Annotated in this window: 18 protein-coding genes, 1 pseudogene and 1 riboswitch; of the genes and pseudogenes, 5 read left to right on the top strand and 14 right to left on the bottom strand. The window is 71.6% G+C overall.

Annotation, left to right across the window (positions count from 1 at the left end):
• Nucleotides 1-174: 174 nt before the first annotated feature.
• Both ACWDS7_RS35280 and ACWDS7_RS35275 read right to left on the bottom strand, forming a co-directional pair.
• On the bottom strand, nucleotides 175-489 hold the full coding sequence (locus ACWDS7_RS35280; RefSeq protein ID WP_306874542.1) for a DMT family transporter: 315 nt from the start codon (nucleotides 487-489) through the stop codon (nucleotides 175-177).
• The gene (locus ACWDS7_RS35275; RefSeq protein WP_306874544.1) at nucleotides 486-1,142 is read right to left on the bottom strand and encodes an FMN-dependent NADH-azoreductase; all 657 of its coding nucleotides are present in this window, start codon (nucleotides 1,140-1,142) and stop codon (nucleotides 486-488) included. Before ACWDS7_RS35275 ends, ACWDS7_RS35280 begins: the two co-directional genes overlap by 4 nt.
• A gap of 410 nt (nucleotides 1,143-1,552) precedes the next feature.
• Between ACWDS7_RS35275 and ACWDS7_RS35270 the strand changes: the two genes are divergently transcribed.
• On the top strand, nucleotides 1,553-2,581 hold the full coding sequence (locus ACWDS7_RS35270) for a fatty acid desaturase family protein (protein WP_451932784.1): 1,029 nt from the start codon (nucleotides 1,553-1,555) through the stop codon (nucleotides 2,579-2,581).
• Nucleotides 2,578-4,104 (top strand): MFS transporter, encoded by a 1,527-nt coding sequence (locus ACWDS7_RS35265; protein WP_451932783.1) that lies wholly within the window; start codon nucleotides 2,578-2,580, stop codon nucleotides 4,102-4,104. Before ACWDS7_RS35270 ends, ACWDS7_RS35265 begins: the two co-directional genes overlap by 4 nt.
• Here the strand turns inward: ACWDS7_RS35265 and ACWDS7_RS35260 are convergent.
• The 7 genes from ACWDS7_RS35260 to ACWDS7_RS35230 form a co-directional block, all read right to left on the bottom strand.
• A complete protein-coding gene (locus ACWDS7_RS35260) occupies nucleotides 4,101-4,637 on the bottom strand; it encodes a TetR/AcrR family transcriptional regulator (RefSeq protein WP_451932782.1) in 537 nt (178 codons plus the stop codon). The two genes, ACWDS7_RS35265 and ACWDS7_RS35260, sit on opposite strands and share 4 nt — an antisense overlap.
• 240 nt (nucleotides 4,638-4,877) lie before the next feature.
• Nucleotides 4,878-5,714 (bottom strand): urease accessory protein UreD, encoded by an 837-nt coding sequence (locus ACWDS7_RS35255; protein WP_451932781.1) that lies wholly within the window; start codon nucleotides 5,712-5,714, stop codon nucleotides 4,878-4,880.
• On the bottom strand, nucleotides 5,711-6,406 hold the full coding sequence (gene ureG / locus ACWDS7_RS35250) for an urease accessory protein UreG (protein ID WP_451932780.1): 696 nt from the start codon (nucleotides 6,404-6,406) through the stop codon (nucleotides 5,711-5,713). The genes ACWDS7_RS35255 and ureG overlap by 4 nt, the downstream gene beginning before the upstream one ends.
• Nucleotides 6,407-6,436: 30 nt before the next feature.
• Nucleotides 6,437-7,111, bottom strand: coding sequence for an urease accessory protein UreF (locus tag ACWDS7_RS35245; RefSeq protein WP_451932779.1), 675 nt, complete (start codon nucleotides 7,109-7,111; stop codon nucleotides 6,437-6,439).
• An 82-nt stretch (nucleotides 7,112-7,193) separates the two neighbouring features.
• A complete protein-coding gene (locus tag ACWDS7_RS35240) occupies nucleotides 7,194-8,993 on the bottom strand; it encodes an urease subunit alpha (protein ID WP_451932785.1) in 1,800 nt (599 codons plus the stop codon).
• Nucleotides 8,994-9,132: 139 nt separating this feature from the next.
• Nucleotides 9,133-9,795, bottom strand: coding sequence for an urease subunit gamma (locus ACWDS7_RS35235; protein WP_451932778.1), 663 nt, complete (start codon nucleotides 9,793-9,795; stop codon nucleotides 9,133-9,135).
• A gap of 510 nt (nucleotides 9,796-10,305) precedes the next feature.
• Entirely contained in the window at nucleotides 10,306-10,707 is a 402-nt protein-coding gene (locus tag ACWDS7_RS35230; protein ID WP_451932777.1) for a hypothetical protein, read from the bottom strand.
• A gap of 150 nt (nucleotides 10,708-10,857) precedes the next feature.
• Between ACWDS7_RS35230 and ACWDS7_RS35225 the strand changes: the two genes are divergently transcribed.
• Nucleotides 10,858-11,463 (top strand): TetR/AcrR family transcriptional regulator C-terminal domain-containing protein, encoded by a 606-nt coding sequence (locus ACWDS7_RS35225; protein WP_451932776.1) that lies wholly within the window; start codon nucleotides 10,858-10,860, stop codon nucleotides 11,461-11,463.
• A 387-nt stretch (nucleotides 11,464-11,850) separates the two neighbouring features.
• Nucleotides 11,851-12,042, top strand: a complete 192-nt coding sequence (locus tag ACWDS7_RS35220) for a DUF5999 family protein (RefSeq protein WP_012890661.1) — start codon at nucleotides 11,851-11,853, stop codon at nucleotides 12,040-12,042.
• Here the strand turns inward: ACWDS7_RS35220 and ACWDS7_RS35215 are convergent, their stop codons facing one another.
• Nucleotides 12,043-12,651 carry an alpha/beta hydrolase family protein gene (locus ACWDS7_RS35215; RefSeq protein ID WP_451932775.1) on the bottom strand — a complete coding sequence of 203 codons (609 nt, stop codon included), beginning with the start codon at nucleotides 12,649-12,651 and terminating at the stop codon, nucleotides 12,043-12,045.
• A gap of 112 nt (nucleotides 12,652-12,763) precedes the next feature.
• Here ACWDS7_RS35215 and ACWDS7_RS35210 point away from each other — a divergent pair, with 112 nt between their 5' ends.
• The gene (locus ACWDS7_RS35210; protein WP_451932774.1) at nucleotides 12,764-13,123 is read left to right on the top strand and encodes a hypothetical protein; all 360 of its coding nucleotides are present in this window, start codon (nucleotides 12,764-12,766) and stop codon (nucleotides 13,121-13,123) included.
• 48 nt (nucleotides 13,124-13,171) lie between these two features.
• Here the strand turns inward: ACWDS7_RS35210 and ACWDS7_RS35205 are convergent, their stop codons facing one another.
• The 4 genes and pseudogenes from ACWDS7_RS35205 to ACWDS7_RS35190 all read right to left on the bottom strand — a co-directional run.
• Nucleotides 13,172-13,954, bottom strand: a complete 783-nt coding sequence (locus ACWDS7_RS35205; RefSeq protein ID WP_451932773.1) for a hypothetical protein — start codon at nucleotides 13,952-13,954, stop codon at nucleotides 13,172-13,174.
• Between the two features lie 119 nt (nucleotides 13,955-14,073).
• A complete protein-coding gene (gcvP, locus tag ACWDS7_RS35200; RefSeq protein ID WP_451932772.1) occupies nucleotides 14,074-16,929 on the bottom strand; it encodes an aminomethyl-transferring glycine dehydrogenase in 2,856 nt (951 codons plus the stop codon).
• Between the two features lie 157 nt (nucleotides 16,930-17,086).
• Nucleotides 17,087-17,178: riboswitch (glycine riboswitch) on the bottom strand.
• A 15-nt stretch (nucleotides 17,179-17,193) separates the two neighbouring features.
• The gene (locus tag ACWDS7_RS35195; protein ID WP_306874588.1) at nucleotides 17,194-17,814 is read right to left on the bottom strand and encodes a MerR family transcriptional regulator; all 621 of its coding nucleotides are present in this window, start codon (nucleotides 17,812-17,814) and stop codon (nucleotides 17,194-17,196) included.
• Between the two features lie 144 nt (nucleotides 17,815-17,958).
• Nucleotides 17,959-18,081, bottom strand: a pseudogene (locus tag ACWDS7_RS35190) (bifunctional nuclease family protein); the annotation flags it as partial.

The raw sequence follows: 18,081 nt of genomic DNA, 5'->3' as shown, positions 1-18,081 counted from the left end.
GGGAGCCGCTCCCGCGCCGGCGGACGCCGGCCGTGCCACCGGCCCGCCCGCGGATCCCCCACAGGCCGGTCAGCCCGACAACCGGCCGACCGACCACTGCCGACTCATGCCGGCCACCATCAGCCCATGGGCCGATCAGCCGGTCAACCGATCACCGTTCGGCCCACAGACCGGTCAGCCGGCCAGCCTGGCCAGCACGATCCCACCGACGATCAGCGCGAGCGCCGCCAGACGCCCGGCGCTCAGCGGGTCGCCGTGCAGCGCGACCCCCAGTCCGATGGCGCCGATGGCGCCGATGCCGGTGAACACGGCGTAGGCCGTGCCGACGGGGAGGGTCTGCATGGACTTCGACAGCAGCCAGACCGCGACGGCCGCCAGCGCGAAGCAGATCACCGTGGGGATCGGCCGGGTGAACCCCTCGGTCGGCTTGATGCTCTGCGACCAGGCGATCTCCACCAGCCCCGCCAGTACGAGCAGGACCCAGTTCATTGCCGGACCGGCTCTGCGGCCAGCTCCACGGCCAGCTTGCGGGCGGCGGCGAGGGACTCCTCGTGCTCGCCCCGCGCGCCGGCCAGCAGGGGGTCGACCAGCGAGTTGGTCAGCTCGGCGTGGACGAACGTGACGTCCTCGACGCCGAAGTGCCCGAGGAAGAAGTCACGCAGGTAACGCTCCTCGTGGTCGAAGGGCTCCTTGGGCGTGCCGGGGCCGTAGGCCCCTCCCCGCGCGCCCGTGACGACGAACCTCCGGCCCGTCAGCTTCATCCGGGGGAAGGTCACCTGGTCGATCCAGGCCTTCAGCGCCGAAGGGAGCGAGTAGTTGTACATCGGCGTGCCGATCAGCACGACGTCGGCGGCCACCAGTTCGGCGAGGAGCGGTTCGATGATCGCCCAGGCCTCCTCCTGGGCCGGGGTCCGCACCGCCTCCCGGTAGCGGCCGATGTCGGTGATGCCGTAGGCCATGACGTTGTCGCAGATCTCCGTCCAGGCCTGCCCGATGTGCGGGACGGGGTCGGCCGCGAGGTCCCGGTAGGAGTATCCGCCCCCGGGGTTGGCGGCGCGCCATGCCCCGGCGAACGCCTCCGACAGCTCGCGGGAGAAGGACGCGCGGCGGGCGCTGGCGTCCAGGTGCAGCAGGTGGCTCATGGCTCTCCGTTCCATCAATAAGTGGACATGATGTCCGCTTAACATCGTAACGCCAAGCGGACATCATGTCCATTTGACCGCCCGAAGACCGCCCTCCGCCGTCCGGACATGGAGTGAAGGCGCGGAACGGGATCATGGCCTCGCCCTGCGTGACGCAGGTGGTCGCGGCGGCGACGGAGCCCACCGCGCACGACACAGGCGGTCACGGCGGCGACGGAGCTCGCCGTACAGCCGGCCTCGGTGACTCGCCGGTTCAGGATCCGCGGCTCAGGCACAGGGGCGCCTCCTACCGGCAGCGTTCGGCGCCCTCGATCAGCTTGTCTCGCTCTTTCACGCCGCCACCCTATCCAAACATTTGTCACAAACATATGTTTTGCACATATGTTCAAAACGTGTGTATGGTCGGCGGCATGGCACAAGCAACCGCAACGGCCACGGCCGCGAGCGACTTCAGCCGCCTGTCCAGACGCATCAGGCAGGCCGGGCTCCTCGACCGCCGCCCCCGCTACTACCTGGTACGGCTCAGCACGGTGGCAGGTCTCTACCTGGCGGGCGTGGCGGCGTTCTTCCGGCTCGGCGACTCCTGGCTCCAGGTGCCGCTGGCCGCCTGCTCCGCGATCGTCTTCGCCCAGGTCGCCCTCGTGCTGCACGACCTGGCGCACCGGCAGATCTTCCTTGCCCGAGGGCCGAGCGAGGTCCTCGGACGCCTCGGCGGCAATCTCGGGATCGGCCTCAGTTATGGCTGGTGGATGAACAAGCACACCCGCCACCACGCCAACCCCAACCACGAGAACCTCGATCCGGACGTCGTGCCCGACGTCCTGGTGTGGTCACAGGAGCAGGCGCGTGACAGCCGCGGGCCGGCCCGGCTCATCGGCGGCCGGCAGGCGCTGTTGTTCTACCCGCTGCTCCTGCTGGAGGGGCTCAACCTGCACGTGGGCGGCATCCGCGCGCTGCGCCGGCCCTGGATGAAACACCGCGTCCTGGAGGGCGCGCTGCTGCTCGCCCACTCCGTGCTCTACCTGGGCGCGCTGGCCTGGGTCCTGTCGCCGGGCAAGGCCCTGGTCTTCTTCGCCGTGCACCAGGGGCTGTTCGGCCTCTACATGGGCTGCGTCTTCGCCCCCGGCCACAAGGGCATGCCGACGCTGACCGGGGAAGCCACCCAGGACTTCCTGCGCAAGCAGGTGCTCACCACCCGCAACGTACGCGGCGGCCGCTTCGTCGACATCGCCATGGGCGGGCTCAACTACCAGATCGAACACCACCTGTTTCCCAACATGCCCGCCCCCAACCTGCGCCTGGCGCAACCCATCGTGCGGGCCTACTGCCGCCGGCTCGGCCTGCCGTACCACGAAGTCAGTTTCGTGGCCTCGCACAGCGAGGCCCTCCGCCACCTGCACCACGCCGGTGCCCCCCTCCGCGAGAAAGGCCGCCCATGAAAGCCGGACGCAAGCAGTGGATCGGGCTGGCCGTCCTGGTCCTGCCCGTACTTCTGATCTCCGTCGACCTGCACGTGTTGTCGTACGCACTGCCGTTCATCAGCGCCGACCTGGCGCCGAGCGGTTCCCAGCTGCTGTGGATCATCGACATCTACCCGTTCATGCTGGCCGGACTGCTGCTGCCGATGGGCACGCTGGGCGACCGGGTCGGACGGCGACGGCTGCTGATGGCGGGGGCGGCAGCGTTCGGCGCCGCCTCCGCGGTCGCCGCCTTCTCCCCCAGCGCGGACCTGCTCATCGCCACGCGGGCCCTGCTCGGGGTGGGCGGCGCCACGCTGATGCCCTCGACGCTGTCGCTGATCCGCAACATGTTCCACGACGACGGTCAGCGCCGGATCGCCATCTCCATCTGGACCGGCGCGTTCGCCGGCGGCGCCATGCTGGGTCCGCTGATGGGCGGCGCGCTGCTGGAGCACTTCTGGTGGGGTTCGGTGTTCCTGGTCAACCTGCCGGTGATGGCGCTGCTGCTGATCCTGGCGCCGCTGCTGCTCCCCGAATCGCGTGACCCGCACCCGAGCCGGCTCGACCTTCTCAGCGTGGTCCTGTCGCTGGGCGCGATCCTGCCCATGATCTACGGGATCCAGCACATCGCCCAGGAGGGCTTCGGCTGGCCGCCGGTGCTGGCCATCGTGACCGGCCTGGCACTGGGAGCCGCTTTCGTCCGCCGCCAGCGCTCGACGACCGATCCGATGCTGGACGTGCGCCTGTTCAGCAGCCGCGCCTTCACCGCCGCCATCAGCGCCAACACCCTCGGCGTCTTCGCCATGGTCGGCTCCAGCCTCTTCACCACCCAGTACCTGCAGATGGTCATGGGCGCCCGGCCGCTCATCGCCGGCCTGTACGCGCTGCCCTCGGCGGGGACGGCGATGCTCGCCGCGGGGCTGGCCCCCGTCCTGGTCCGCAGGATCCGTCCCGGGCTGGTGGTCTGCGCCGGGCTGCTCGTCGGCGCCGGCGGGTTCGCGCTGCTGTCCAGGCTGGACGTGACCGGCCAGAGCGGCCTGCTGATCGCCGGGATCATGCTGATGGCCGGCGGCGTCACCCTCGTCCTGACCGTCTCCTCCGACCTGATCATCACCGCCGCCCCGCCGGAGCGGGCGGGCTCGGTCGCCGGACTGTCGCAGGTGGCCACCGAGTTCGGCGGCGCGCTCGGCATCTCCCTGCTCGGCAGCATCGGCACCGCCGTCTACCGGGGACACCTCAGCGACGCCGGCGCTCCCGCATCGGCGCTGGACACCCTCGGCGGCGCCCTGGAGTCGGCGCGGCACCTGCCGGAACCGGCTGGGACCACTCTGACCGCCGCGGCCCGCGAGGCCTTCACGCAAGGCCAGCACCACGCCATGATCGCCGCAGCCGTGGGTCTGTGCCTGATGGCGCTGCTCGCGCCGGTCATGTTGCGCTCCGTACGGCGTGCGAGCCGGCCGCGACCTCGCCCGGACCACTCCGGACGGCACGTGATGCGTTAGCCGGCGACCGCTTCGGCCACCGACCGGATACCGGCGGCCAGGTCGTGAGCCGTCGGGGCGTTGTCCGGATCGATCTGCCATCGCACCAGCAGGCCGATGAACAGCGTCAACAGCACCTGCGCACCCGCCTCGTCCTGGCGTGGCAGGCGCTGGGCCAGCTCACGCTGGGCCAGCGCCTGCCCTTCAGCCAGGCGGGCTCGTACTTCGGGGAGATGAGGTGCCTGCGCCAGCGTCTCGACGTTGGCTCGCCACACCATCGGATTGGCTCGGAAGGATTCGATCAGTTCTGCCCAGAACGCTTCGAACCACTCCTTGGAGTCATCCGGGAACGCCTTGAGGACCTCCGCGACCGCTTCCCCGGTCACCTCGATCATCGCCTGGGTGAGCAGGGCGTCTTTGGAGCGGAAGTGATAGTTGATCGCGGCGAGGTTGCTGCCGGAGACGGCGACGATGTCCCGGACCGTCGTGCGGGCATATCCGCGCTCGGACAGGCACTGCTTGGCCGCGGCCAGCAAATCCTCAGGAACTCCCACGCGGGCGATCCTACCAGTGCCGCGAACAAGCGTTTCAAACATTCGTATGACTGTTGACACCAGTCGGGGTGCCGGTAAGAACGCGCCATAAGCCCCAAACGGCATTGGTCTTGCCCTCCATCCGTACGGGACGGTGCGGCTGCACCGCGACCGGCGCCTGGACATGACCGGGCCGCCGTCGCCACCGCAGGCGTGAGCGATGTCGTGACGCTTCAGGCGGGCGGCGGTGCCGCGGGATGTTCAGGCAATGGGGTGCGCCGCGTTCAGCAGGCGGTGCAGGTGCAGGGTGTCCGGGGCCAGAGCGGTGATCAGGATGGCCGGGCCGGCCAGCGGGGTCAGCACGGCCTGGCCGGTTGCCGGGTCGTCGCCGAACAGGCGGGCGCGGGGCGGGTGCCGGTCCAGAGCGGGGTCGACGATGAGGATCTGACCGACGGCGCGGTGGCCGGCCAGGACGGCGGGGCCGTCCCAGCCGGGTGCGCCGGGCCCGAACATGGTCTGCTGCTCCAGCAGGGGGCGTGCGGCGCGGTGGACGGTGAGGCGGGTGGACAGCCGGCCCGGCGGCTCGCCGGAGCGGCCGAGCACGACTTCTTCGCGTAGCAGGAGCCGGGCGGTCGGGGCCAGGTCGATGGTGCAGCTTTGGCGCAGGTTGCTGCGGGCGGCCGAGATGAGCGGCTGGGGCAGCCAGTGCAGGCTGGCGTGTTCGGCCACGCGCAGGTGCACGTCATAGGTGGCATGCTCGGTGGTGGGGCCGCGCAGCGCGATGGTGGCGGCGGCGGTGGTGATGTGCAGGTGGGCCCCGTGGTCGGCAGCGGCCTCGATGCGCAGCCGGTCGCCCCCGAGGGGGGCGCTCATGACGCCGAGGATGCACACCCGTGCCCGGTCGCCGTGCGCGTGGCCGCGCCGCAGGTCGAAGGGGCCGTCACCGGCGAGCACGGGCAGGACGGTGGTGCCTCCGGCGCGGGCGGCCCTGATGCGGGCGGTGGCGTGCACACCCGGCACGGCTCGCTCGGCCGGCGTGGAGGCCGGTGTGGAGTCGGGGGCGGGGGTCGGTGTGGGGGGAAGGGCCGCTCGGCTCATGCGGGGCCTGCGGTCCAGGCGGCCAGGCGTTCGCGGATCCAGCCGGCCACGGGGGTGATGCCGCCGGTGGCCTTGACCGCGGTCAGCACGGTGGGCAGGTCGCCGCGCTGGGCCTTGGCGTCGCGGGCCATGGCCTCCAGGTCGGCGCCGACGTGCGGGGCGAGGTCGGTCTTGTTGATGACGAGCAGGTCGGAGGTGGTGACGCCGGGGCCGCCCTTGCGGGGGATGTCGTCGCCACCGGCGACGTCGATGACGAAGATCTGGGCGTCGACGAGGCCCTTGGAGAAGGTGGCGGTGAGGTTGTCGCCGCCCGATTCCACCAGGATCAGATCGAGGGGGCCGAGGTGGCCCTCCAGGTCCTCGACGGCCTCGAGATTGGCGGAGATGTCGTCGCGGATGGCGGTGTGCGGGCAGGCGCCGGTCTGGACCGCGGTGATGCGCTCGGTGGGCAGGACAGCCTCGCGCAGCAGGAACTCGGCGTCCTCGCGGGTGTAGATGTCGTTGGTCACGACCGCGATGGACAGCTCCTCGCGCAGCGCGCGGCACAGGGCGGCGACGGTGGCGGTCTTGCCGGAGCCGACCGGCCCGCCCAGGCCGATGCGCAGGGCGCGGCGGTCGCCGGGACGCTCGCCGGAGCCGCCGGGGCCATGGGCGTGGCCGTCAGGGAAGGTGTCGCTATGGTGCAGGTGCATGGCTGCTCCAGGGGAGGATCGAAGGAGTCGTCAGGATGCGAACAGGCGGGCGCTCCGGACGGCGTGCTGTTCAGCGGCCATGTCGAGCAGCGGCGCGGAGGCGGCCGGCAGCGCGGCGGTCCCGTCGGTGTGGACGCGCTGCGCGGCCTCGGCCGCGGCGGCCGCGACGTGGTCGATGTCGGGGGCCAGGCGCGCGAGGACGGCGGCGGCGTCGAAGGGGTCCAACCTGAGCAGGCGGACGGTCGCGGTCACCGGGCCGCCGATGCTCTCATATGCCGCCACGTACGCGGCGTCCAGCGGGGCCAGTCCCGCGCACCGGGCGGTCACGCCGAGGACCACGGGCTGGTGGGCGCCGCGCGGCCGGGCCGCGGCCAGGGCCTCGAGCTCGGCGCAGGACCAGGTGGCCCGGGCGGCCCGCAGCAGTTGCCGGCCGAGTCTGCGCGAGGTGTGCCGCAGGGCGGGGGCGGACGTGCGGGCGTCGGCCGCCTCCTCCAGCAGCAGCGGGTCGTGTCCGGCGGCGGCCGCGGCCGCGAGCCCGGCCGCGACCAGGCCGCTGGTGTGCAGCCGGCCGCGGCTGAACTCCTCCAGGCTCGCCACGTCCCGCACGCGTCCGGCCGTGACGGCCTCCTCGGCCCCGCCGGAGTGAGCGTGGCCTCCAGCGGGGAACCGGCCGTCGGCCAGGACGAGCAGGGCGGCACGGTTCATCGTGCGCGGCTCCCCTTCGTTGACATGGAGCGTTCATGGAGCCTGCCCATGCGTCGCGCCCCTGAAGTGTGACCGGCAGTGGTCAGAACAGGAAGTAGCGTTGGGCCATGGGCAGCGTGTCGGCGAACTGACGGCCGTCGACGAGCTGGTCGTCGATCTCCGTCTTGACGTCCTTGGCCTCCGCGCCACCGATCTCGACCTCAAAAGTGTCGGGATCGATGCGGATGTCGGGGCAGGCGTTGTTCTCCCGCATGTCGGCCTTGAACACCTTGCGGGTGTCGCGTATGGCCCGGAACGGCTTACGCACGTTGACCCGGCCGGCCAGCCCGGACCGGATCGCCTGCTCCGTGACGAAGTTGACCGCATTGGCGCCGGGCGCCCGGCCCGTCGCTCCCCACATGGGCCGGGGCAGGACCGGCTGCGGGGTGGTGATGGAGGCGTTGGCGTCGCCGACTTGCGCGTAGGCGATCTGGCCGCCCTTGATGACCCGGTGCGGCTTGACGCCGAAGAACTTCGGCTCCCACAGCACCAGGTCGGCCAGCTTGCCCACCTCGACCGAGCCGACCTCGTGATCGATGCCGTGCGCGATGGCCGGGTTGATGGTGTATTTGGCGACGTAGCGGCGGGCGCGGTGGTTGTCGGCTCCGCCGTCGCCGGCCTGGTCGCCTTCCAGCGGGCCGCGCCGGGCCTTCATCACGTGCGCGGTCTGCCACGTCCGTATGATCATCTCGCCGATGCGGCCCATCGCCTGGGCGTCCGACGACATGATCGAGATGGCGCCGAGATCGTGCAGGATGTCCTCGGCGGCCATCGTGGAGGGCCGGATCCGCGACTCGGCGAAGGCCAGGTCCTCGGCCACCAGCGGGTTGAGGTGATGGCAGACCATCACCATGTCGATGTGCTCCTTGACCGTGTTGACGGTGAAGGGGCGGGTGGGATTGGTGGAGGCGGGCAGCACGTTCGGCAGGCCCGCCATGGTGATCATGTCGGGGGCGTGACCGCCGCCGGCGCCCTCGACGTGGAAGATGTGGATCGGGTGGTCCCCGATGGCCTCGATCGTGTCGGCGACCGCGCCCGCCTCGTTCAGCGAGTCGGCGTGCAGAGCCAGCTGGACGCCTGTCGCCCGGCACACCTCCAGGCACCGGCGTAGCACGGCCGGGGTGGCCCCCCAGTCCTCGTGGATCTTGAACCCGAGGACGCCCGCCTCCACCTGGTTGTAGAGGGATTCGGTGGACATGGTGCTGCCCTTGCCGAGCAGCCCGATGTTGACCGGGAAGGCGTCCAGCGCCTCGAACAGCCGGGCGATGTGCCAGGCGCCGGGCGTGACGGTGGTGGCGGTGCTGCCCTCCGCGGGGCCCGTGCCGCCGCCGATCAAGGTGGTGACCCCGGCGGCGAGAGCCTCGTGGACCTGCTCGGGGCAGATGAGGTGCACGTGGGTGTCGATGCCGCCCGCGGTGAGGATCTTGCCGTTGCCCGCGATGACCTCGGTCTCCGGGCCGATCAGGAAGTCGCCGGCCCGCTCGTGCCCGTCGTGCAGCCGGTCCATGGTCTCGTCGTTGTAGGCCTTGCCGAGCGCGACGATCCGGCCGTCACGGATGCCCACGTCCGCCTTGACGACGCCCCAATGGTCCAGGACGACCGCGCCGGTGATGACCGTGTCGGGTGGCTGCGGAGCGCCGAACCTGGTCGGGTCGCGCGGCGCGCAGGACTGCCCCATCGATTCGCGGATCACCTTGCCGCCGCCGAAGATGACCTCGTTGCCGCTGCGTCCGGGGCCGCCGGCCCAGTCCTCGGTGATCTCGATCCGCAGGTTGGTGTCGGCCAGCCGGATGCGGTCGCCGAGCGTCGGGCCGTACCGGTCGGCGTACTCGACGCGGGTCAGCGGCCGCTCGATCGGCAGGATCTCCGGTCCCGGCCCACCCTCTTGCGCTGATGGTCCTGCCGTGGGCTCAGCGAGTGGGTCGATCGCCGGCGCCGCGGAGGTGTCCGCGGACGCGTCCGCCGTTGCGTCTGTCACGGACTCATCCATCGAGCTGCCCTCCGACCTGGCCGCGCAGGCCGGCGACGACGCGCCTGCCTTCGATGGGCACCAGCGTCACCGTCCGGGTGCACCGTGGCTCGAACCGGACGGAACTGCCGGCGGGAATGTGCAGGCGCTTGCCGTAGGCGGCGGCTCGGTCGAAGTCGAGGCGGGGGTTGGCCTCGTAGAAGTGGTAATGGGAGCCCACCTGGATGGGTCGGTCGTCACCGTTGGTGACCGTCACCATGGTGATCTCGCGGCCCTCGTTGAAGGCCACCGGCGTGGCGCCCTCCGGATGGTCGATCCTCCCCGGATGAACCGGCGCCTCCACCTCGGCCTCGGTTGCCGCCTTCTCGTCGGCTTCGGCGAAGGGGGCGCGAATGGTGACCAGCTTGGTGCCGTCGGGGAACGTCGCCTCGATCTGGAGATCGGAGATCATCTCCGGGACACCCGCCATGACGTCGTCACGGGAAAGGATCCTCTCTTCGGCGGACATCAGCTCGTGGACCGACTTGCCGTCGCGAGCCGCCTCCAGCACGTGCGCCGTGATCAGCGCGACCGCCTCCGGGTAGTTGAGCAGGACCCCCCGCTCCTTGCGCCTGCGGGCCACGTCCGCGGCCACATGGATCATCAGGCGTTCCTGTTCGTGCGGAGTCAGATGCACCCGCCACCTCGCCTTCGCTCTGCCCCGACGCGTCGTCTCCGGGGAGGTCTGCCACCGGCGCGGATCGCGCGGCAATGACCGGCCTTCGATCACGTCGCCATCCGCTGTTGGGCCGAGAGGTGATCGCCCTCGCCGGGCGCGTCCGGCTCGGACGCCACGAGGGGCTGGGTGATCACTTTCCCGCCGCTCACTGAAGGTAGTTGTATAAGTGCCCAGAGTGATATGGCGTGATGGTGAGGCGTGCGTCACCCGTGACACAGAATTCGCATCACCTGTCACACACTCGGCTCGCCGATGCCGTTCACCCAGTCACCCAGCTCGCCGCCCACTCGGGCTGACGGCGTCGCCTCAGAAACCCGCCAAGGATCACTAGAAGAATCCCTGACCAGGGCAGACGTGCCCGCGTGAACCTGGTGACGGCTCCGTTGACGACAGGCCCGGAAGCACGACACCCGCCGCGCGGCCGCGCGGCGGGTGTCGTGGAGAAATGGTCGCCCCGAGAGGGCTCGGTCAGCGCGCGGCGGCGGTGACCGGACGCGGGACGCGGGCGATGCCGGTCAGGCGGTTCTGCTCGCGGAGGGTGCGCAGGCGGTCGACCTCGGCGGTCCACTCGGCGCCCTTCGGGGTGGCCCTGCCCTTGCGGCGGCGGATCCGGTCCTCGTAGGACTTCACGCCGAACGTCGCCCGCTGGCCGGCCTCGGCGGCGCGCAGCGCATCGGTCAGGGCCTTGTCGAAGGCCCGGCCCGCGGCCCGGAGCTCCTCGGGGGAGGCCGCGGCGGCCTGGACCCGGCGGAGCTCGACCTCCGCCGCGCGCGCCTTCTCCAGGAGCTCGGGGAAGCTCTTCCCGACCTCCTGGTCAGCGTGGTAACGGACCTCCGCCTCCCGGCTCACGCTCGGTCGGAAAAACGCCATCGTCTGCCCTCTCCCATCCATCGCCGGGCATTCCCCGGCAGATCACAGCCCGTAGCCTACGCCGTCCGCTCCCACCCCACACACTCAGGCGCCGCCCTGCCCGGCGCGTCCGCCTTTACGCAGTAAGGTTCGGGGTGGCAGGATGTCCCCATGCCTGCCAAGCGACCGCCCATCCCGCTCTCCAGAGAGCGCATCATCGAGGCTGCCCTGCACATCGCCGACAGCCAGGGGCTGCGGCGGCTGACGATGCGGCGACTGGGCGACGCGCTCCAGGTCGAGGCGATGGCCATCTACCACCATCTGCCGCGGGGCAAGGACGCCCTCATGGACGCGCTCGCCGAACACGTCACCACCGTGCACGCCGAGCCGGGCCAGACCTGGCAGGACAGCGCGCGGGCGTGGTGCCGGGCGAGCCGGGCCGCGCTGCGGGAGCATCCGGGGGTGCTGGCGCTGGCGCTGACCAAGCCGGCCAAGGGCCGCGCGGCGCTCGCGGTGCGGGAGCAGACCGACCAGCTCGCCGACGCGGGGCTGCCCGACGCGGCACGGGCCGTGCGGGCGATGCGGGCCTACGTCTTCGGCGCGGTGGCGGTGGAGGTGCAGCAGTCCGGCTGGGCCGAGCCGGCGGGCGATGACGACGAGCCGTGGCGCCCGCCGTCGCAGGGCGGTGGCAGCCCGGCGGCCGACGACGACTTCGAGCTGGGCCTGGAGGCGCTCCTGGCAGGTCTGACCAGGTCAGGTGGCGTCAGAAAGTCGTAACCGATCGTTTACCGGCCCGGCGGCGTGTCGCACTTGGCCGGTTATCCGGCTATGAGGCATGCTGTGCTATAGGTCACACCCCCGAAGATCCCCTTCAGGACTCACCCTTTTCACGTCCGCAAACAGTCCTAACGGGCTATGTCGCCGGGTGCGACCAGATCCCACACTTGTGCGTGCGGTCAGATCGCACGCTCAAGGGTGTGATCCGACCGTATGTTTGATCTGCTTGATGTGCGGGCCTCACCCAGCCCGAGGCGCGCATGGCCATATGTCAATCCAGATGCTCCTCCCCCCGTCACAGGTGGGAACGGAACCCATCGGGACGGTGCCCGCCGGCCTCCGATGCGGATTCCGGTGAGCCGACAAGAGAGATCCGGAGGCACGCCGATGTGCCCGCACCAGCCGTCCTGCCCGTCCGCCGAGGCGCTGGACCGCGAAGCCGCCCGCACGATGGCAGCCCACCCCGAGCAGGGTTGGAGCCTGCTCTGCAACGGTGTGGTGCTGTTCGAGGACACCGGCGAGCTCCTGCCCGACGGTGCCGTCATCGAGCCGCACCGGCCCCTGGCCGGCGTCGCCTGATCATCGCGCCGGGCGCGGCCGCATCCTCGCCCCGAGCCACTCCGCGACGATCTCGCCCACGCGGGCGGGGTCCTTCTTGAGATCGTGACCCTCCCCCGGCAGCACCGCCAGGCGCGCGGCGTCCGCCGCCTCGGGCACGCCGAACGGGTCGCGATCTCCGTTCACCACCAGCACGTCCACGCCCGCCGCGCGCAGCTCCCCGGCGCGGGAGCGCTCCGGCCTGCCCGGCGGATGGAGCGGGAAGGCCAGCGCGACGACCGCCTCGGCCCCGACCTCCAGGGCCGTACGGCAGGCGACCCGGGCCCCGTTGCTCCGCCCTCCCTGGACGAGCGGCAGCCCCGGACAGCGCTCCTGGAGCCCGGCGACCAGCGCCACCCAGGCCTCGTCCTGCTTGACCGCCGAGCCCGGGGCCCGGGCCCCCCTCAGCCGGAACGGCTGGAGCACGCGGGCCACCGTCCCGCCGATCCCCGTCACGGCTTCCCGTACGGCCAGCAGGTCCGGGGCGTCCACTCCCCCGGCCGAGCCGTGGGTGAGCACCAGCAGGAAACGCGGGTCGGTGACCTCGTCCAGCTCCGCCAGGGCCGGGCCGTGCGGGGTCATGATCTCCATGGCAGGGGCCGTGCTCCGGATGGACACAGATCTAGTCCTAACGGCTGATGCCAGCGGCCGCGTGCGGGCGGAGAATCGGGACGTGCAGGATCACCAAGATATCCGACAGGACATGCGCGCCACCATCGAGGCCCGGCGGGAGCTCGGTCCGGAGTACGAGACCGCGCTGGTGGAGGCGTTCGTCGAGCGCCTCGACGCGAGCATCGCCGCCCGCGTGCGGGCCGAGATGAACCTCGCCGGAGGCCGCCACCCCCATCCGGGCCCCTACCCGGAGCCCCACCCCGGGCACCCGCCCCGGCAGCGCAAGGGCGGCTCCTCCACCGCGATCGCGCTGGGCTCGATGGGCATCGGCATCCCGCTGACCGCCATCGCCGCCGGCGAGGCGGGCACCGCGGGCCTGCTGCTGGCCTGGGGCGGCATCGTGGTGATCAACATCGCCCACGCGATCAGCCGCTGGCGTGGCCGCGACTGAGCCCGGCGGGCCGGCGGGGGGCCGGCCCGGCAAGAGATCGGCGGGGGATCAGGCGCCGCGGTTCAGCCTGAGGCGGACGTCCTCGGCGAGCCGCTCGTCAGGGCTGTCCAGACCGTAGCGCCAGACCTGTTCGGCGTCCTCGTCGCGGCCCCGCAGCGGGAGGGTGCGGGCCAGCAGCTCGATGGCCAGCGCACCGGTCTCGGCCTCGCCGCCCTCCTCGACCGCCCCGGCGAACTCCGCGCATGCCAGCTCCAGATGCGCGATGCCGAGCAGGACCCGGAGCCTGGGCACGTCGGCCACCTCGGCCACCGAGAGCGCCTCCAGGAGCACCTCGGCGGCCTCACCCGCCTCCCCCTCCTCCATCAGCAGCTCGGCCAGCCCCTGGGCGGCGTGGGAGGCGATCTCCGGGTGGGCGGTCGCCAGCGCGGCCCGCAGGGCCTCCTCGGCCTCCTGCCGCCCCTCCGCGAGCCTGGCCAGCGCCATGTGCGCCAGCGGGAGGTAGGCGGGATTCCCGACGCCGAGGGCGGCCTGCCAGGCGGCCCGGGCCTGGTCGGGCAGGTCCTCGCGCTCGAAGCTGCGGGCGAGCAGGCAGGCGGCCTGCGCGGCGAACTCCGGATGCCCGGTCACCAGCGCGGTGCGGGCCGCGGCCCGGGCTCCCGCCACGTCTCCGCGCTCCTGGAGCACCACCGCCAGCCCCACCGCCGCCTGCGCCCGGTCGGGCTCGGCGGGGTCGGCGGCCAGCGCTGTGAAGATCGTTGCCGCGCCGTCCAGGTCGCCGCTCTCGGCCAGTCTCCGCGCGGTGTCCAAGGGGTGCGTGTCCACCTCTGGCATGCAGGGTCCTCCCGGGTAAAGGAATGCCCCGAGCCTAACGACTCGGGGCCGCACCCGTCCCCCACATATGGGACGAATACGGCCCGCGCCGGGAGGGGCGCGGGCCGCGGGAGTATCGGTCAGTCCTCGTAGGCCTCAAGCGGCGGGCAGGAGCACACCAGGTTGCGGTCGCCGTAGGCCTGGTCGATGCGGCGGACCGGCGACCAGTATTTGCCCTCGCGCACCGACGGCAGCGGGTAGGCCGCCTCGGTCAGGGTGTAGGGGTGGTCCCACTCGCCGGTGAGCAGGCAGTCGGCCGTGTGCGGGGCGTTGCGCAGCGGGTTGTCGGTCCTGTCGTAGGCCCCGGAGGCGACCTTCTCGATCTCACCCCGGATCGCGATCATCGCGTCGCAGAAGCGGTCGAGCTCGGCCAGGTCCTCGCTCTCGGTCGGCTCGATCATCAGCGTGCCGGCCACCGGGAAGGACATGGTCGGCGCGTGGAAGCCGTAGTCGACCAGGCGCTTGGCCACGTCGTCCACGGTCACGCCGGTCTCCTTGGTGATCTGGCGCAGGTCGACGATGCACTCGTGGGCGACCAGGCCGCCGCGGCCGGTGTAGAGGACCGGGTAGTGCGGGGCCAGCCTGCGCGCCAGGTAGTTGGCCGACAGGATGGCCTGCTCGGTGGCCGCCGTGAGGCCCTCGGCGCCCATCATCCGGATGTAGGCCCAGGAGATGGGCAGGATGCCCGCCGAGCCGTACGGCGCGGCCGAGACCGGGCCGACCGCCGAGCCGTCGCGCAGCGGGTGGCCGGGCAGGTAGTCGGCCAGGTGCGCGCGGACCGCGACGGGCCCGACGCCCGGGCCGCCGCCGCCGTGCGGGATGCAGAAGGTCTTGTGCAGGTTCAGGTGGGAGACGTCGGCCCCGAACTCGCCGGGCTTGGCCAGGCCGACCAGCGCGTTGAGGTTGGCGCCGTCGACGTAGACCTGGCCGCCAGCCTCGTGGACCCGCTCGCACACCTGGGTGATGGTCTCCTCGTAGACGCCGTGCGTGGAGGGGTAGGTCACCATGATGGCGGCGAGCTGGTCGCGATGCTTGTCGATCTTGGCGTCGAGGTCGGCGAGGTCGACGTTGCCGTTGTCGTCACAGGCGACCACGGCGACGCGCATGCCCGCCATGACGGCGCTGGCGGCGTTGGTGCCGTGCGCCGAGGACGGGATCAGGCAGACGTCGCGTCCGGACTCGCCACGCGCCTTGTGGTAGGCGCGGATGGCCAGCAGACCGGCGAACTCGCCCTGGGAGCCGGCGTTGGGCTGGATCGACACCGCGTCGTAGCCGGTGACCTCGGCCAGCCAGCCCTCCAGCTCCTTGATCAGCTCCAGGTAGCCCCCGACCTGCTCCTCCGGGGCATAGGGGTGCAGCCCGGCGAATTCCGGCCAGGTGATCGGCTCCATCTCGGTGGTCGCGTTGAGCTTCATGGTGCACGAGCCCAGCGGGATCATCGACCGGTCGAGCGCGATGTCCTTGTCCTGGAGCCTGCGCAGGTAGCGCAGCATGGCCGTCTCGGAGCGGTGGCTGTGGAAGACCGGGTGCGTCAGGTAGTCGCTGGTGCGCGCCAGCTCGACGGGCAGCGCGTCGTGCGCGGCGGCGTCGAGGTCGGTCAGGACCGCGCCGCTGACCTCGAAGGCGGCCAGGACCTGCTCCAGGTGGATGAGCTCGGTCTTCTCGTCGCAGGTGACGCCCACGTGGTCGGCGTCGACCAGGCGCAGGTTGACCCCGTTGTCGCGGGCGGCGGCGACGATCTGGGCGGCGCGGCCGGGCACGCGGGCGAGCACGGTGTCGAAGAAGTCGTCGTGCACGACCTCGACGCCGCCGTGGCGCAGGCCCGCGGCGAGCACGACGGCGTGCCGGTGGATGCGCCGGCCGATCCGGCGCAGCCCCTCGGGGCCGTGGTAGACGGCGTACATGCCCGCGATCACCGCGAGCAGGACCTGCGCGGTGCAGATGTTGCTGGTCGCCTTCTCGCGGCGGATGTGCTGTTCGCGGGTCTGCAGCGCGAGCCGGTAGGCGGGGCGCCCGTCGGCGTCCTGGGAGACGCCCACCAGGCGGCCCGGCATCTGCCGCTGCAGGCCGTCGCGGACGGCCATGTAGGCCGCGTGCGGGCCGCCGAAGCCCAGCGGGACGCCGAAGCGCTGCGAGGAGCCGATCGCGATGTCGGCGCCGAACTCGCCGGGCGCGGTGAGCAGGGTGAGGGCGAGCAGGTCGGCGGCGGCGACCACCTGGGCGCCGCGCGCGTGGGCGGCCTCGGCGATGGAGCGGAAGTCCCTGACCCGGCCGCTGGCGCCCGGATACTGCACGAGCACGCCGAAGCACTCGGGCAGCTCGCCGGTGAAGTCGCTGTCGACCAGCTCGATGCCGAGCGGCTCGGCCCTGGTGCGCAGCACGGCCTTGGTCTGCGGCAGCGCGTCGGCGTCCACGACGAACACGTTCGACGCGGCGCGGCCGGCGCGGCGGGCCAGCGTCATCGCCTCGGCGGCGGCGGTGGCCTCGTCCAGCAGGGAGGCCCCGGCGACGTCGAGCGCGGTCAGGTCGGAGACGACCGTCTGGAAGTTGATCAGGGCCTCCAGCCGGCCCTGGGAGATCTCCGGCTGGTAGGGCGTGTAGGCGGTGTACCAGCCCGGGTTCTCCAGGAGGTTGCGCCGGATGACGGCCGGGGTGATCGTGTCGTGGTAGCCCAGGCCGATCATCGAGGTGAGCACGGCGTTGCGCCCGGCCAGGGTGCGCAGCTCGGCGATGGCCTCGGGCTCGCTCGCCGCCGGGGGCAGGCGGAGCCGGTCCTTGGCCCGGATCGCCTCGGGCACGGCCACCGCGACCAGGTCGGCGGTGGAGGCGAATCCGACCGCCTCGAGCATGCGGGTCTGGTCGGCGTCCGCGGGCCCGATGTGGCGGGTGGCGAACGGCGGAGGGGTGAGCTCGCTGAGCGGTGACAGATCGGTCATGGAAAGCCTCCCGAGGCGGTGGAGACCGGCGCTGGGCGCGGGCGTATGCCGGATCTCCCCCTCTGTCATCTCGACCTGAGAGCTTCACCTCCCCAGCGGGGAGGCTTTCACCGTCGGTGAGATACGTCTGGCGGACGCACCTGCTTTCCAGAGTCGCCTCGTCCGTGCGGTACAGGGTGCCTGAGAGATTCCGGGGAGGTTGCTCCTTCGGCGCCCCGATCATGTCGGGGTCTCTCCCGCACAGGGTCAGCAGCAGAGCTAACTTTACCCCGTGCGCCGAGCCCTGCGACGACGGGCCAGCTCATCTGCGTGGTGATCGCCTAAAGGGCCCTGGCCGGCCTCCGCCCGCTCACCGGGGAGATCCGCCAGCGAGCCCTCGACCTCCTGCCACACCCGGCCCAGGGCGATGCCGAAGACTCCCTGCCCGCCCTGGAGCAGGTCGATGACCTCGTCGGGCGAGGTGCACTCGTAGACGCTCACCCCGTCGCTCATCAGCGTGATCTGGGCGAGGTCGCTGACGCCGCGGTCGCGCAGGTGCTGTACGGCGATGCGGATCTGCTGGAGGGAGACACCGGTGTCGAGCAGCCGTTTGACGACCTTGAGCACCAGGATGTCGCGGAAGCCGTACAGTCGCTGGGAGCCGGAGCCGTGGGCGGCCCGCACGGTGGGCTCGACCAGTCCGGTGCGCGCCCAGTAGTCCAGCTGCCGATAGGTGATATCGGCCGCCGCGCAGGCGGTGGGGCCTCGATATCCGATGTCGGCGGGCGTCTTCACCGGCTGCCCGTCGAACAGCAGACCCTCTTCACCCGCGCGCTGACGTGCCGACTGGCGCCGTTCCGGGTCATCCTGATCGGCGTTTCTACCCTCGCCGCTGCTGACCGCCACGCGGACCTCCGGCTTTCTCTCATCCCGCGGCCTGATCTGGGGGTTTACGCACAGCCGTGGGTTTCACTTGCACCGTAGGACTGGGGCCAAGCTCAGTCAACGACCCCACCCGGCGCGTCGTGAAGCGTAAATGCACCGAAATTCCTACCCTGCGCGACCGAAGTCCTCGGGCGTGATTGTGTCAAGGAACTCCCTGAACTTCTCCACCTCGTCCTCCTGGTCGTCGGGGATGATCACCCCGGCCTCCCGGACCACGTCCTCGCTGGC

The sequence above is a fragment of the Streptosporangium sp. NPDC003464 genome (assembly GCF_053588315.1).
This window is presented reverse-complemented; position numbering and strand designations above follow the sequence as displayed.